This is a genomic window from Exiguobacterium sp. s78, from assembly GCF_018618985.1.
Taxonomy (GTDB): domain Bacteria; phylum Bacillota; class Bacilli; order Exiguobacteriales; family Exiguobacteriaceae; genus Exiguobacterium_A; species Exiguobacterium_A abrahamii.
Genome location: NZ_JACSNB010000001.1, coordinates 1305633 through 1320145, shown reverse-complemented (window position 1 = coordinate 1320145; position 14513 = coordinate 1305633). Strand labels below are relative to the sequence as shown.

Genomic DNA, 14513 nt, shown 5'->3' with positions numbered 1-14513 from the left:
CTCATTGTCTTATTTACGGCGAAAGCCTTCTTCTTCAAGATAGTTCGCTGCTTCCTTATACGAGTTGAATGCACCGTCTAAAAGATCACCAGCGTAGACGAGCCACGTGTCGATGTCTTCATTGAGCAACGTTAATTCGAACTGGTTATCGTTGACCCATGTTTCTTCGAGTGTTTCGACCGATTGGACCGTCGAGAGTGCTTTGATTGCATCTTCTAATAAGAGAATTAAAGCAGGCTCTGAGAATTCACGGATATTAACGAATCCTTTTTCGTCCGTTTCATAACCTGGTAGACCAGCGGCATAGACGAAGCCGTTCCCGTTCGGATGCAAATGATAGACGAGATTCTTCTTCTCATACTGACTGTCCGGGAATTGGAAATTGATGCGCTTTAGCGAGACATCTTTGCGGACGAGTTGTGGGAAGGTCTCGATAATTCGTAGTTTTTCTTCAAAAGTTAACATGGTTCCTCCTTGGTGTTACAGTTCTTCACTTCTATATATGCGATGAAATCAAACAAAATGTCAACCGCTGTCTGAAACCAAGCGACGTTTTTAACCGTAAATGGAAACGAAAGGAAGTGTTTTTGATGTCTACTGTACAATGGCATACGTTGCCAGAACGATCGATTCGAGCAGAACGGCTCGGATTGTTGCCGTTACACGGCTTGATCGCCGTCATTTTGATCGGAACGACGATCACTCAAGTCATGTGGCTCGACCTGACACCCTGGTGGATGGGTATCGTCGGTCTGCTTTGGCTGATCTATTTCATTCCCCGTATCGTCTACATACCCGTTCTTCGCTTGAAGTATATGCGTTATCGCATCGATGAGGAATTTCTCGTCGTCCGCAACGGCATCTTCTTCCGCCGCGAAGTCACCGTGCCGCTCGTCAAGGTGCAATTGATCGATAGTCAAACGGGACCGATCCTGCGTCGCTATGATTTGATCACACTTGATATTCGAACGGCATCCGGCTTCGTCACGTTAACTCGACTCGATCGTGCGCAAGGAGACGCGCTACGCACACAAGTCGAACGATTCGCGAAACTCGAGGAGCGGGAGGAGGAATCGTTATGACCCGGCGCGTCCACCCGCTGTTCATCGTGATGTCGAGTATCTCGATTATCCGCTCGCTCCTGATTCCGTTCGCCGCCTTGATTTTAAATGCGATCCGAAAAGGTGAGATCAACACCTATACGTGGATCGGGATCAGTGTTGGGATTGTGTTCGTCCTCTTATACGGGATCGCCTCCTGGTATTTCTATACGTTCACGATTGATGCCGAGACGATTCGGGTCCGCAAAGGAATTTTCCAAAAAAGTGAACGGACGACGCAACGTAAACGGATCGAGTCGATCGGCATTCAGCAAAACGTCATCGAACGACTGTTGCGTCTTGCGACGTTGACCGTCGAGACATCGTCTGAGAGCGGAACACCGGAAGTCGAACTAAAAGGGATCCGACTTGATTTTGCGAAAGAACTGAAATCGTCGATCAAAAACGAGGGACAGCTCGTCGTCGAAGAACAGCAGGCGGAAGTCGCCTATACGATCCCGGTCCGCGATTTGGCATTAGCCGGTGCCTTGTCAGGACGCGTCGGACTGGCGCTCGTCGGGATCGGAACCGCCTATCAATTCATCGATCAGTTCATTGAACGTTATGTCGATCGACTGTTCTCGGAGCTCGCGCATTTATCACTGTTCGTCTTGACGGGACTTGGCGTAATCGTCTTACTCGTCATCTACATCGGCTCGATCATCGTCTATATCTTGAAGTACGGTTCGTACCGTGCCGTCTTGCAACACAACCGGTTATTGATCGGATACGGGATGTTGAACCGGACCGAGGTCGCGTTTCATGCCGATAAGATTCAAGCCCTCGTCATTCAGGAAAGCTGGATTCAGCGGTTGATTGGACGGGCTAGCCTGTCCTTGCACATCATCTCGGCGACTGGAGAAAAGGAGCGACTGTTGCTCCATCCGTTCATCCGGACGAACGAGATTGATGCGTTCCTAGCGACATATCTGCCGCGCTTTCGACAGTTCAGCCCGCAGCATGAAGTCGCACCGATCGGCTTTCGCTACCGGGTTCGTTGGCCGTTACTCGGTTATGCGCTGTTGTTTACGGCATTAAGCAGTGTCGTCATCATCGTCCTTGATTCCTCATGGCGCTTCCTGATCTTGCTTCTGTTCATCTGGTTACCGTTCTATTACTTCGCTGTGCGCAGCGGTTACCGAAAGACCCGTTTCGGAACCGGCCACGATCTCTTGATGTTACGCAAACAATGGGTCCAAAAAGAGACCGTCTATACGCCACGACTGAAGATCGAGGAATTGACCTGGTCCGTCTCCCGTTGGCTCGAAGCAAAGGAGATTGCCCGGATCGAAATTCAATTACGAGGCAATACTGCCTTTAACGCGCTCTATTTTGAACGAACGGATATCGATACCTTACAGCGCTGGTATAAACAATCGTTCCTTTCGACCCCGTTAGCAGGGGAAGTGAAAACTGACGACGAATAAGGAAAGACTCACTGTCGGAAAGGAAGCGAAGCACATGCGCAAATGGGGAATCGGCATCGTGTTGCTCGTCACGTGTCTGCTATTGTTCATCGTCTATGATGGATACCGGATGCAAGAAACATTGATCGGTCAGTCGGACGCTTCTCCGATTCTGAAGACGACGAGAACGGACGGACAGGTGACGAAAGACGAGACATGGTTCAAACAAACAAGCGAGACACAGCAATGGTCGAAGGACGGGCTCGTCCGCTTCGGTCGTTATCTACCGGTTGACGGTAGCAAACAGACAGTCCTCCTCGTCCCGGATGAGATGATGTTTTCACAGACCGGTGTTTATGCGCTTGCCCGTTATTACCATGAGGCTGATTTCAATGTCTTACTCATCGAACGGCGTGGGCAGGATCGAAGCGGTGGCGTCCGGAACTACGGTTGGCTCGATCGACTGGATGTCTTGGAATGGACGAAACGCCTGCTTGCTGAAAACGGAGACGATACACGGATCGTCTATCATGGACTCGGTGTCGGCGCAGCGACCGTCTTACTCGCTTCTGGCGAGACCGTACCGACCCAAGTCCGGGCGATCGTTGCTGAAGGAGCTTACGCCCGACTCGACGACTGGTTCAGTCTACTCGCGGATGAACAAATCCGTTACCCGGCACTGCCGTCTCTGACGGTCGCGAGCATGTGGAACAAAGGCGAGCAAGATTTCTTTTATGGCGACGTCTCGGTGACCCGTCAAGCAACGAAGAGTCGGGTTCCGACGATGTTCATTCATGGAATGAAGGACGAACTCGTTCCGGTTCGGATGATGTACGAACTGTATCAAGCAAAAACGGGATTAAAACAATTGTATCCGGTTCGCGATGCCAATCATGACGAGACGTATACGATGGACCCGGATAACTACGAAAAACGATTACGTTTATTCTTGCAACCGTACTTGCGGGAGATGTAAAGAAGGGAAGACTGATGCATGCAGACGACACAATCATCCTACTACTGGGTCGGATCCGACGAACCATTCGTTGACACGAAGCAGATTGACCAGATTGGTCGGGTGACGCTCGGTCGATTCGGAGGCTGCTCAAGAAGCGGTCAATATAAAAACGAAGACGGGGCTGCCATCTTGATCGGCGACGATTGGGAGATGACCGTCGTCTTAGACGCTCATAAGACAGCGGATAGTGCAGTACTTGTCTTACAGCAGTTAGCACAACACGAGTCGCGCATTCGGACTGATCTTGATGCCCCACTTACGGACGCATTCCAACGAATCGAGACGACCGTGCTGGATCTATTTCAAGATCCGGACTTTTTAGCGGCGTGTGCGACGTTGCAAGGGGAAACAGCGTGTCTGATTGCCGTCCGGAAAGGGCGTTTCATCTGGTGGTTCTCGGTCGGTGACGTCGTCTTGTATCTGTTTCACCCGGAGCTGATGAAGATGGGACAAGCCGCCTTGAATGAGCGGCAGTTCTATGAATGGATTGGACGCGCGAACACGTTTGCGTTACCGGTCCCGAGTTACGCGCGTGGGATCCGCGAATTGCGTCAAGGCGAGAATCAGTTGTTCGTGACGACGGATGGTTTGCTTGAGTGCCCGGGAACCCCATATGCTGACGCGATGCAGATCGAGGACACTTTACGATCAGGTGGTGTCAAAGAACTTCTCTCGACGATCGAGGCACAGGGTGTTCGTGACAGTACGACGGTCGTTACATGGACCGTAACGATTGACGAACGCGTCACCCAACCTAGTGATACATGAAATAACCCGCGCTCCTGCTTGAGCGCGGGTTATTGTTATTCTGTTTCAGGCGTTTGTTCCTGTTGCTGATCGAGTTCGACCGGTTCTTGGTCCACAGGTGGCTTCGCTTCAGCCAACGGGAAGGCGATGCCCGCACTTGTCAGCAAGGTGATCAAGGCGGCGCTCGTCAATGTTTGACGCATGGTCCGACACGTCCTTTCTGTCTGATTCCGACACTATATTTTAATAATTCTGAACATTCTTCATCGTTTCGTCAAGCAATCTTTTACTTCCACTACGTATTTTTCCCAAAAACCCAGTATACTTAAACATGAAAAAGGGGGAAATCGATTGAAATTAACGAAAGCCAACACACGTCTATTAGAAACCGTTTTACCACGCTTGAATCTGAATGTCGCAGAACCGGACCGGACGGAGATTGAAGACCGTCTGCGGGCAGATATCTATGAAGCCCAGCGGAAACAACGACCGTTCGAAGAGATTCACGGTCTATCGGTCGAAGCACGCCTCGATCAGATGATCGCTGAATTACCACAACGACACCGGATGGAGACACAAAAACGCTGGACGCGAAACTATGTCTCGTCGATCCTGATGTTCATCTTCATCGAAGGGATCGATGGATTGTTCCAATTCGCTTTGATTGACTACTTATTCTTCTCGATCATCGCTCTATTCTTGATCGATGCGATGTCACAAGTCATCACGGCACCGAAGCTTAAACAAGTCAAACCGCGGGTGTGGATTCAATTCGTCATCAGCTTCATTTTGTTTTCAACCTACAAGGCACTGCTCGTGACGGTCTTCCCGGCACCAGACGTCTTGATTCAAGTCAGCGGAACGCCGTCTTATATCATCGGCATCGCGGGACTCGTTGGTCTCTACATCTACTGGTCAAAGAATCCGTTACGAAAGCGCGGCGCATAATTCGCGAGAGGAGAGGATTGCGTGGAGTTCACACATTGGAAACGACGGCTGCAAGATCATTTCGAACGAATGGGCTTTTCCCTACTGACAGAACGATTAGCATCGCAAGATATGGTCAAGCTCGAAGCGACACATGGTGCCTTCCTGTTCTTTCCGGTGACAATCCATCTGTATGAGCGGTCCGGCTGGAAGATGGTCGCCTTTGAAGCAGAGACGGAGGAGGAGCCACAACTCGTCGAGCAGCAGATTGCGTCGTTGTTCCAACTCTTGATGGTGACCTTTCAGGAAGAAGAGCGCGAGTTCCTGCTCGGATTTCATGCGAATACCGGTCGTTACCTGACGGACCGTAATGCACCCGTCGGACGGCTCGTCCGTCTGATCGAAGAGTGCTGGTATGACGGTGACGTCCTGCGAGTCGACACATTCGATCCGTTTCCGGGACTGTTCGTCGCACCACCTTTTGCCCATCAAAGTTATGCCTTCATGCCGGAAGAACGGACGTGGCGCTTATCTGTCGGGCGTACTGGACGTCCGGCGAACGATTATCGTTTCGACGGAACGATTTTGTCCCCACACCGCTTACCGGAGTCGGAATTATTCACCGTGACACCAAAGTCGGTATCGTTAGAAGACGATAACGCGATCCGGACCTTACTGGAAACAGAACGACAGACGATCACTAAGTTCCATGATCGCGCCATGGCGACGATTCGGGCGTACGATCCATCATTTGGTTTTGCTTGGCGCGGGACGCAGACATTTTTCCACGGTGTTCCGGTCAATCCATTCGCACAGCGCTTGTGGCTCGAGAACGGCGTGACGCGATACCGGATTCTACAACAAGGATCGACGCGATTGCTTGCTTCCGGTGAGACTTGTGACGCTGTCATCGAAATGCTCGATGATGCCGTCAGCAGTGAAGAACCGGATGGTCAATCTGTCAGTCCGATTGGTCAACTGATCCTCGGGATTTGGCAACAGATCGAGTCGGACGAAGCAACGTATATCACGAACGTCGATTGCCGCGGCATCTCGCGTACACAAGCCGATAACCGGATCCGCCACGCGCTAGCAAGGCAAGAGACGATCGAGTGGGTGCACCGGGCACCGAACGAAGATGATATTTGTCGCTTTGCCGGTCTGACGTTGACCTTCCCGCATCGTCCACCGGGTGTCATCACGATTGAACGAACGGAAGCAGAATAACACGAACAGGCACGTCCGCGAGTAAGCAGACGTGCCTGTTCGTTTTTTTAGTGCGCGTGCTGTGACAATCGATTAAAGACGACGGACAGACTGTAATAGATCATTGCTGTCAGAGCAGCGATTGTAAAAGAAAGTGGCAGATCAAATGCGTCCTTCGTCGTCAATACGATGAGAAGACTCGCAATCACTATACCGTACACTCCGTAACCGAAGACTGTCGGCACATACGCTAATGTCGTCGATGACCGGTTGATGATCATGCCGATAAGGAAGTCGAGTAAGAAGCCGGACAGCAAGATGATCGGCAAGGCGAATAAGACGTATGACAAAAATGTTGAACCGAATGAATCATACATCGTATCCGATGTCCGATCTCGGAGCGGTGTATAGGATATGTATGCTAGGACGGTGCAAACGAGCGTGGTAGTCAAGATGACGGCAAGTAATCGTTTCAACATCAAGGTTCCTCCTTTATTTTCCTTTTTGAGTATACCAATCTACATCAAAAAACACACCCTACTGGAGGATGTGTCAAATGATCTATATTCCGAGTGACGCGATCAACCGTCGAACGTCCTGATCCGCTTGTTTAGGTGTTAAAATCAACAGTTGATCGTCTACGAGGACACGTGTCTGACCACGTGGCGTCAGGATTTCATCTTCACGAATGATCGCAACGACGAGCACATCTTGGGGCATCTCGATATCCTGTAACGTTCTTCCGGCAATCACACTGTTTGTCGAGACCCTGACCTCGATGATCTCCGCTTGCGGATGGGTGACGGTCATGAATTTCAGAAATGGTTCGACCGTCGTGTCGCGCTGTGTCTCAAGCCCCATCCGCCGGACGATCCACGGCAAGGCCGTTCCTTGCAAAAGAGCAGACGTCATAACGGTGAAGAAGACGATATTGAAAAGAAGCGGCGCTTCCGCAAGACCACTTGAAAGCGGATAGGTCGCGAGAATGATCGGAACGGCTCCACGTAGACCAGCTGCCGTGATGACACTCTGTTCTTTGACCGTGTACCGAAACGGAAGCAGCGACAAGACGACGGCAAGTGGACGAGCGAGCAGGATTAACGTCAGGACGATGACGGCCGAGACGAACAAAGTCCGGGGATCGAGCAATTGTTTCGGGAAGACGAGCAGTCCGAGCATGATGAACATGCCGATCTCTGCTAAATGCGACAAGCTGCCACTGAATCGTTTGAGCGTCTCGCGGTAGATCATGTCATGATTGTTGATCCAGATCCCGGTCAAATAGACAGCGAGAAACCCACTGGCGTGCAAAATCGTCGCGAGACCATACGAGAAGAGAGCACCGCTGAACAGAAGCGTCGGATAAAGGGCGGACGATGGCAACTCAATCCGGTTCAGCAGTTGCGTGACGAGATACCCGATCGCAAGACCAACTAGCGTCCCGAGTCCCATCTCGTAGATGAAGGACAGAATACCCGCACCGATCGAGAACGATTCCGGCGCTAACGCAAACGATGTGAACAAGATCGTCAGGAAGACGGCCATCGGATCATTCGTTCCGGACTCCGCTTCGAGCGTATGTTTGACTTTGGCATCGACCGGTCGTCCACTGAGCAGGGAAAAAACAGCAGCCGCATCAGTCGAGCCGACGAGCGCGCCGATCAATAACGCGACCGGCCAAGAAAAATCAAGTAATAGATAAGCAACGATGGCAATGATCCCGGTCGTTGCAAGGACCCCGACGGTCGCAAGCGACAGGGCAGCGGGGAGAATTTTCCGGAAGTGTACCCATTTCGTATGCAAGCCACCGTCAAACAGAATCAGAACGAGCGCCATCGTCCCAAAAAGACGAGCTTGCTCGAAATCACCAAAGTTGATGATTCCTGTGACATCTGACCCTGCCACGATCCCGACGACGACGAACAGGATCAACGTCGGTACATTTAACCGGACGGCAAACTTCGTCGTGATGATCGCAATCAATAGTAACGTTCCTGCGACGAATAAGATCGTCCCTTCTTCCATCCGACCACCTCTTTCGTGATAACATGTTCTCCTTTTAGTATACGTTACTTTTTGAAAATTTCGAAAAATAACGTCAAAACGAGGTGTACAAACGAAAAGAAAAAGGAAAACTAGAAGCAGAACTATATGCGTTCAATACGGAACACAAGGAGGAAAAGGGATGAACATCTGTATCGTCACGGGTGCCAACTCCGGCATGGGGATGGTCACGATTCAAGAATTATTGGAGCGGGGAGATCGGGTCATCGCTACCGTCCGTTCGCAGAAAAAAGCGACGGCACTCGTGCAACTACTGCGGGAACATGGTGTATCGCATACGCACCTGGAAATCGAGATCGTTCAACTCGATCAACTGGACTCCGTCCGTCGCTTCGCGGATCGTCTGTTTGATTTAGTCGGTCGGATCGACCGCTTAATTTTAAACGCCGGTGTCATGGTACCGCCGTATCATGTCACGAAGGACGGCTTCGAATCACAATTCCAGGTCAACTACTTGAGTCATTTCTATTTGATCGAGCGCTTATTGCCGTTACTTGAGAAAGGGAACGATCCGCGTGTCATCTCGATTTCGTCGCTCGCAGGTGAAGGCGGCTTAATTCGGACCGACGTCGAACTCGAAGCGATCGCCCACGTCAAAAAAGAACACTATAGCCCGATGCGTTCCTACCGCGAATCAAAGCTCCTGCAAATGATTCATATGCGTGAACTGGCTGAAAAGCACGGCGACCGGATCACGTTCGTCAGCGTCCACCCGGGGATCGTCAATACGGATCTGTTCTATCGCGGCAAGTACGGCAAAGTGATGAAGACGTTACTCAAACCGGTCGCGCAAGTCGGATACTGGACCGGAAAACTCTATACACCAGAATACGGCGCGAAGACGGCACTCTATCTCGCAACGACCGACGATCCGCTCGATAACGGCGGCTACTATGCAGATTCCGCTCCACGACTCAGTAATCCGATCGTCGAAGACGACGAGTACCGGGCGCAAGCACGGAATCTGTCGCGTCGCTGGGTTGAACTCGCCTGAACGACAAAAAACGACCGGCTCGTGGGAAGCCGGTCGTTTATCCGTTGTGACGACTGGGGGTCAGATCACTCCTAAAGGATACGTTACATTGAAATAAAATTGTGGAATATGAAAAAAATCACAAAATAATGGGCAAACGTGAAATCTTGAAGCAAAAAGGTTTTCTTCTCGCTGTACATTCGTTAGGATAGAGAAGATTTTTTTTGTAACAGGAGGAATAACATGATACGACAAGCTACATCAAAAGACGTTCGAAACATCGCAACCCTACTTGAGCAAAAAGCGCTCTCCCTCAAAGCCAGTGGCAGTAGCCAGTGGTCTGCTTATCTGGAGCAAGACATCGAACAACTCGTCGCGCGAGATTTAGAAGCCGGCCGCCTGTATGTCTTTGAGGATCAGAACGAGCTGCTTGGTTCCGTTGCCCTGCTTCCTTCGCTCGAATGGGATCAATCCTTGTGGGATGATGTAGAAGGTCTGTATATCCATAGAATCGTCGTCAGCGACCGCGCCAAAGGACGCGGGGTCGGTCGGAAATTGCTGGAACACGCGATTGCTGTGACAGAGGATGAAGGAGAAATCCTACGACTCGATTGTGTCGCTTCAAACGAGTTTCTCAATGCATATTACACGTCCTTCGGATTCGTCTATCAAGGAACACGGGACGGCTTCTCGATTTATGAGTATGAACGCATCGAAGCGACAGCCTGAAGCGGTTCAATCAAGACAACGGTCGTTTCGTTTGGTATGGTAATAGAAAAAGAACGGTTCAAGGAGTGATCGGATGCGATTGAATATCGGCTTCATCGGCTTTGGCAAAAGTACGACCCGTTACCATTTACCGTACGTGATGATCGAGGACAACTATCACGTCACCTGGATTTACAATCGGAAGGAAAAACCGGAGCTGTTCGCATCCTATCAGGATCGACTGCCGGATGCCCGTTTTACGACGGATCTGTCCGAAATGCTCGCTGACCCGGCACTTGATGTCGTCGTCATCAATACACCACCGGCGACACATTTCGAATACGCGTTGCTCGCGCTGCAACATCAAAAGCACGTTCTCGTCGAAAAACCATTTACGGTGACGGAAGAGGAGACGAAGCGTCTATTTGCAGAAGCACATGCGCAAGGCGTCAAGATTCTCGCCTATCAAAACCGACGTTACGACAGCGACTTCCAAGTCGTCGCGCAAATCATCCGTTCCGGGAAACTTGGTCGTCTCGTCGAGGTCGTCTCGCAATTTGATCTATTCCGCCCGGAAGCGGCGTCAGCTGATGCGCGTCACGAGAACGGTGCGCTTTACGGACTCGGCGTCCATACGCTCGATCAAATCATCGCTTTGTTCGGAAAACCGGACAAGGTCGCCTTTGACGTACGAAGTGTTCGACTGCCGCATAATCCAGACGACGCGTTTGCGATTGATCTCTATTATCCGGAGCTCAAGGTCAGCGTCCGGACGAGTCATGTCGCACTTGCCCCGGCACCCCGGTGGATGTTACACGGCACGAACGGGACGTTCATCAAACAACACGTCGACCGGCAAGAGCTCGACCTGAAAGCGAACTACTTCCCGGGAGAAGAGGGGTTCGGTGAGGATTCAGAAGACGATTATGGGCGTTTGATCTATCACGATGAACACGGTCATCTGCAAGACGTCCGAATCCCGAGTCCTGTTGGTGATTACGGTAAAATGTATCGCGCCTTTTACCGCAGTATCGTCGAAGATGCACCGCTTCCGGTGAAAGAAGAGGATACCTTGTTTGTTGCCCACCTGCTCGAACAAGCTTTTGCGCAACCGTCACCTTATATCTTGACGATCCAAAATTAAATTTTAATTTGATTGCAGGTTGATGACAACTCGACTGTGCCCATAGGCATGGTCGGGTTTTTTTGATATAAAGAACAGGTGCATTCCTTATTTTTCAGATTTTTCTAAAGAAATGTTGATTATTTTTTCAAAAAGTTGGGAATAAGGGAATGTCTCACCAAATCAAAACATAGGGGGTCTATCATGAAACGATTCTTATCCGCATTGCTCGTAGCGGCTGTCATCGTTGGGGTACTCAGCCCTTCGTTGATCGCTGAGGCCGCGACGAAGTTGACCGTGACGACGGATGTCTTGCGCGTCCGCGAGAAACCGTCGACATCGAGTAAGATTCTCGGTAACGTCTACAAAGGGAACGTCTACACATCAAAGGGAACGTCCGGCAGCTGGTATAAAATCAGCTACAAATCCCGCACAGGCTACATACACAAGAACTACGTCAAATCGTCCTCGTCGAAATATACGTCGACGGGAACGAAGTATACGACGGTCGGCACACTCAACGTCCGGACGGGTGCTGGAACGAAGTATAAAGTCGTAGGACAGCTGAATAAAGGGGTTGCCGTTGCGACATACGGCACGTCAGGGAGCTGGACACGGATTCTCTACAAGGGAAGCTACCGCTATATCTCGACGCAATACGTTTCGAAGTCAAAACCATCGACGACGACGAAAAAGTTAAATGTTCCGTACTACAACCAATATTCACTCGGGTATCCATCTGGTTGTGAGTTCGTCTCGTTGAAGATGGCACTCGAATACAAGAAAAAAGCCGTCTCTGCTGCGTCACTCTATAATCAAATGCCGAAAAGCATGAAGAACGCGACGTATAAGAACGGAAAGTATTACTGGGCAGATCCAGAAAAAATGTTCACGGGGAATCCAGCCGGAACGCTCGATTACTACAAGAACTGGGGCATCTATCCGAAAGGGATCCTACCACTTGCGAAAAAATACCGCAGTGGTGCCGTTGATATCTCGAAACAAGGCGTCTCGAAAATTGAGAGTGAGATTCGTAGCGGTAACCCGGTCATCGTCTGGGCAACGGTCGATTTCAAGAATCCATATGGCTACTTCTCTTGGATCAAACCGGACGGTAAAACATTTACTGGTTACCGGAACTATCACGTCATGCTCGTGACAGGTGTCTCAAGCGGTTCGTTCTACGTCTCGGACCCATACCGCGGCAAGTACAGTGTCAGTCGCTCGCAGTTCACATCCGTTTTCAATCAAACGGGACAATATGCGTTATCTGTTCGTTAAACCCTCATCCGGTCGCTCCCACGCGACCGGATTTTTGTCATTTTCAGGCATATCGATACGAAATCTACTGTAAAATGAAGGAGTTCACCTGCTAGGTGTGTAAAAGAATGACAATGTATCCATGAAAGGAAGTGAAGAGATGGAAGATCCACGGATCACGCGTCTCGAGCAGGAGGTCGCGGCGTTACGACAACGAGTAGCTGCCCTTGAAGGACAGCACACTTCGCCTGTCGCACCTGAATCGAGCAAACCAGACGTAAGTACGGTCGCTCGCCCAGCACCGCGTCCCGCTTATACGAAACGAAAACCGGTTGTTCCTCCACCAACATTTAAGGAAAAACGCTCCCGCGAAGAATGGGAACAGGTCATCGCGACCGTCTGGTTACCCCGGATTGGAGCGATATTCGCTGCACTCGGAGCCTTGTTTCTGTTCTCCTACGCCTCGGTTGCCGGTCTGATCAGTCCGCCTGTCCGCATCGGAAGTGGGGTATTGATCGGTCTACTCGTCATCGCCCTTGGAGAATACCAGTATGAGAAGAAACGACGTGAGCTCGGGGTCGGACTCGTCGCGACCGGTACGATCGTCGCCTTGGCGGCACTGTTCGCCGGGATGGCCTTATATCAATTCTATCCACCGTCTTTAGCCTTCTTACTTGAGCTCGTCGTCGTCTTCATCGCGTACGGTTTGATGCTCTGGATGCGATCGCAAGCCTTGCTCGTCCTCGTATCCATCACCGGTTTCTTATTACCGTATCTACAATTATCGGACGACCCGAACTTACCGCTCTTCTTATTGTACGAAGTCGTCCTGTTCGCAGCGATCTTCTTTGCGGTTGACCGACTGAAGGCCAAAAAAGCGTTCGTCTTCGCTTGGGTGATCTTTACGATCGCACTCGCGTTCGGCCTACTCTCGTTAGAGCTCTACTGGCTTGATGAACAGGTACCACGACTTGATGAATGGTCTCTCTTACTTGCGACATTCTTCGGTTACGGTGCGACATCGTTCGTCGGACGACGCATCCAGTTTCAGCCAAACGTGCCAAGCTGGCTTGCCGGGATTGTCGTCTTACTGACGTTACTGATCCTCGATTGGTCGTTCGGGACGCTTGTAGCGATTCTGTTCGCCGGAATTGCCTACGTGCTTGCGGATCGATTAAAGGATCCGGCTCAAAACGGCGTCGGTCACGTCGCCTTACTCGTCGCTGTCCTCTTGATTCCGGCAGATGCCCTCAGCTGGACGTATCAACTGCGCTACTTCTTGATTGCCGGGTTGATTGCTGCATTTTGGTTCGTTCCATGGGCGCGGATGCCGCATCAACGGTTGTTTAACGTCGGGTTGTATGTCGTCTTTATCTTTTCAGCCGTCGTTGATTATGAATCTTATCAAAGCATAGGGCTGTCGTATGCGTTGACGGTGCTCGCGATGGTCATTGCTTCGACGGCATTCGTCTTGCTCCTCGTTCAGACACATCGTGATCCGGTTTGGAAAGGGTCATGGCAACTTGTCCTCGTCTTAGCTGCAATCGGTGTCTTTACGACATACACGTTGATCATCATGGAGTTACCATTTTACCGCGGTCTTGAAGAGACGGCGCGTAGTACGACGTTGTCCGCGGCCTATATCGTCCTCGCACTCGTCCTTGTCGCGATTGGTCGGATGCGGACGTCGTCGACGTGGCGATTATCCGGGTTGTTGCTACTGACCATCAGTGCCGTCAAGCTTTTACTATTCGATTTGTCGTTCCTGAGCTTATTCCAAAAAGCATTCGTCTTCATTGGCTTCGGAATCGTCACGTTCATCATTTCACGGACGTACTTCAAAAAACGCAAAGAACAAGCCTGACACAGCGCTTGAATCGGTTGAAATGAACCGGTTCAAGCGTTTTTAATTGCTTAAAAATTTTTATTGATAACGATTATCATTGTCGTCTATACTATTTAAGGAACTGACTTAATTAGT

Annotated in this window: 15 protein-coding genes; 11 read left to right on the top strand and 4 right to left on the bottom strand. The window is 50.6% G+C overall.

Annotation, left to right across the window (positions count from 1 at the left end; translation table 11 throughout):
• Positions 1–9 precede the first annotated feature (9 nt).
• Positions 10–465 carry a hypothetical protein gene (locus tag KNQ18_RS06760; protein ID WP_064300971.1) on the bottom strand — a complete coding sequence of 152 codons (456 nt, stop codon included), beginning with the start codon at positions 463–465 and terminating at the stop codon, positions 10–12.
• A 125-nt stretch (positions 466–590) separates the two neighbouring features.
• Here KNQ18_RS06760 and KNQ18_RS06755 point away from each other — a divergent pair, with 125 nt between their 5' ends.
• Genes KNQ18_RS06755 through KNQ18_RS06740 form a run of 4 tightly spaced genes read left to right on the top strand, consistent with a single transcriptional unit; the run spans position 591 to position 4292 of the window.
• Positions 591–1082 carry a PH domain-containing protein gene (locus KNQ18_RS06755; protein WP_056061365.1) on the top strand — a complete coding sequence of 164 codons (492 nt, stop codon included), beginning with the start codon at positions 591–593 and terminating at the stop codon, positions 1080–1082.
• Positions 1079–2527, top strand: a complete 1449-nt coding sequence (locus KNQ18_RS06750) for a PH domain-containing protein (RefSeq protein ID WP_215084234.1) — start codon at positions 1079–1081, stop codon at positions 2525–2527. Before KNQ18_RS06755 ends, KNQ18_RS06750 begins: the two co-directional genes overlap by 4 nt.
• A 34-nt stretch (positions 2528–2561) precedes the next feature.
• A complete protein-coding gene (locus KNQ18_RS06745; RefSeq protein ID WP_215084231.1) occupies positions 2562–3482 on the top strand; it encodes an alpha/beta hydrolase in 921 nt (306 codons plus the stop codon).
• Positions 3483–3500: 18 nt separating this feature from the next.
• A complete protein-coding gene (locus KNQ18_RS06740) occupies positions 3501–4292 on the top strand; it encodes a PP2C family serine/threonine-protein phosphatase (RefSeq protein ID WP_215084229.1) in 792 nt (263 codons plus the stop codon).
• Positions 4293–4327: 35 nt separating this feature from the next.
• Here KNQ18_RS06740 and KNQ18_RS06735 read toward each other — a convergent pair whose 3' ends face one another.
• On the bottom strand, positions 4328–4474 hold the full coding sequence (locus KNQ18_RS06735) for a hypothetical protein (protein WP_023468299.1): 147 nt from the start codon (positions 4472–4474) through the stop codon (positions 4328–4330).
• Positions 4475–4622: 148 nt separating this feature from the next.
• Between KNQ18_RS06735 and KNQ18_RS06730 the strand changes: the two genes are divergently transcribed.
• Both KNQ18_RS06730 and KNQ18_RS06725 read left to right on the top strand, forming a co-directional pair.
• Positions 4623–5219 (top strand): DUF1129 family protein, encoded by a 597-nt coding sequence (locus KNQ18_RS06730; protein WP_029341691.1) that lies wholly within the window; start codon positions 4623–4625, stop codon positions 5217–5219.
• A gap of 21 nt (positions 5220–5240) precedes the next feature.
• Positions 5241–6425, top strand: coding sequence for a hypothetical protein (locus tag KNQ18_RS06725; RefSeq protein ID WP_214723187.1), 1185 nt, complete (start codon positions 5241–5243; stop codon positions 6423–6425).
• 47 nt (positions 6426–6472) lie between these two features.
• Here the strand turns inward: KNQ18_RS06725 and KNQ18_RS06720 are convergent, their stop codons facing one another.
• Entirely contained in the window at positions 6473–6883 is a 411-nt protein-coding gene (locus tag KNQ18_RS06720) for a hypothetical protein (RefSeq protein ID WP_214723189.1), read from the bottom strand.
• 82 nt (positions 6884–6965) lie between these two features.
• On the bottom strand, positions 6966–8429 hold the full coding sequence (locus KNQ18_RS06715; protein ID WP_215084227.1) for a potassium/proton antiporter: 1464 nt from the start codon (positions 8427–8429) through the stop codon (positions 6966–6968).
• A 160-nt stretch (positions 8430–8589) separates the two neighbouring features.
• Here KNQ18_RS06715 and KNQ18_RS06710 point away from each other — a divergent pair, with 160 nt between their 5' ends.
• The 5 genes from KNQ18_RS06710 (at position 8590) to KNQ18_RS06690 (ending at position 14396) form a co-directional block, all read left to right on the top strand.
• The gene (locus KNQ18_RS06710; protein ID WP_023468304.1) at positions 8590–9462 is read left to right on the top strand and encodes an SDR family NAD(P)-dependent oxidoreductase; all 873 of its coding nucleotides are present in this window, start codon (positions 8590–8592) and stop codon (positions 9460–9462) included.
• Positions 9463–9684: 222 nt separating this feature from the next.
• Complete coding sequence (locus KNQ18_RS06705; protein WP_064299892.1) at positions 9685–10170, top strand: GNAT family N-acetyltransferase; 486 nt, start codon at positions 9685–9687, stop codon at positions 10168–10170.
• Between the two features lie 73 nt (positions 10171–10243).
• Positions 10244–11293 carry an oxidoreductase gene (locus KNQ18_RS06700; RefSeq protein WP_050677930.1) on the top strand — a complete coding sequence of 350 codons (1050 nt, stop codon included), beginning with the start codon at positions 10244–10246 and terminating at the stop codon, positions 11291–11293.
• Between the two features lie 183 nt (positions 11294–11476).
• Positions 11477–12553: a C39 family peptidase gene (locus KNQ18_RS06695; protein WP_058703424.1), complete on the top strand. Its 1077-nt coding sequence runs from the start codon at positions 11477–11479 to the stop codon at positions 12551–12553.
• 139 nt (positions 12554–12692) lie between these two features.
• Positions 12693–14396 (top strand): DUF2339 domain-containing protein, encoded by a 1704-nt coding sequence (locus KNQ18_RS06690; RefSeq protein ID WP_215084225.1) that lies wholly within the window; start codon positions 12693–12695, stop codon positions 14394–14396.
• The last annotated feature ends 117 nt before the right edge of the window (positions 14397–14513 follow it).

Coding starts and splice junctions, on each gene's coding strand:
- KNQ18_RS06760 (WP_064300971.1), bottom strand. CDS start 465: ATGTTAACTTTTGAAGAAAAACTACGAATTATCGAGACCTTCCCACAA.
- KNQ18_RS06755 (WP_056061365.1), top strand. CDS start 591: ATGTCTACTGTACAATGGCATACGTTGCCAGAACGATCGATTCGAGCA.
- KNQ18_RS06750 (WP_215084234.1), top strand. CDS start 1,079: ATGACCCGGCGCGTCCACCCGCTGTTCATCGTGATGTCGAGTATCTCG.
- KNQ18_RS06745 (WP_215084231.1), top strand. CDS start 2,562: ATGCGCAAATGGGGAATCGGCATCGTGTTGCTCGTCACGTGTCTGCTA.
- KNQ18_RS06740 (WP_215084229.1), top strand. CDS start 3,501: ATGCAGACGACACAATCATCCTACTACTGGGTCGGATCCGACGAACCA.
- KNQ18_RS06735 (WP_023468299.1), bottom strand. CDS start 4,474: ATGCGTCAAACATTGACGAGCGCCGCCTTGATCACCTTGCTGACAAGT.
- KNQ18_RS06720 (WP_214723189.1), bottom strand. CDS start 6,883: ATGTTGAAACGATTACTTGCCGTCATCTTGACTACCACGCTCGTTTGC.
- KNQ18_RS06715 (WP_215084227.1), bottom strand. CDS start 8,429: ATGGAAGAAGGGACGATCTTATTCGTCGCAGGAACGTTACTATTGATT.
- KNQ18_RS06710 (WP_023468304.1), top strand. CDS start 8,590: ATGAACATCTGTATCGTCACGGGTGCCAACTCCGGCATGGGGATGGTC.
- KNQ18_RS06705 (WP_064299892.1), top strand. CDS start 9,685: ATGATACGACAAGCTACATCAAAAGACGTTCGAAACATCGCAACCCTA.
- KNQ18_RS06700 (WP_050677930.1), top strand. CDS start 10,244: ATGCGATTGAATATCGGCTTCATCGGCTTTGGCAAAAGTACGACCCGT.
- KNQ18_RS06695 (WP_058703424.1), top strand. CDS start 11,477: ATGAAACGATTCTTATCCGCATTGCTCGTAGCGGCTGTCATCGTTGGG.
- KNQ18_RS06690 (WP_215084225.1), top strand. CDS start 12,693: ATGGAAGATCCACGGATCACGCGTCTCGAGCAGGAGGTCGCGGCGTTA.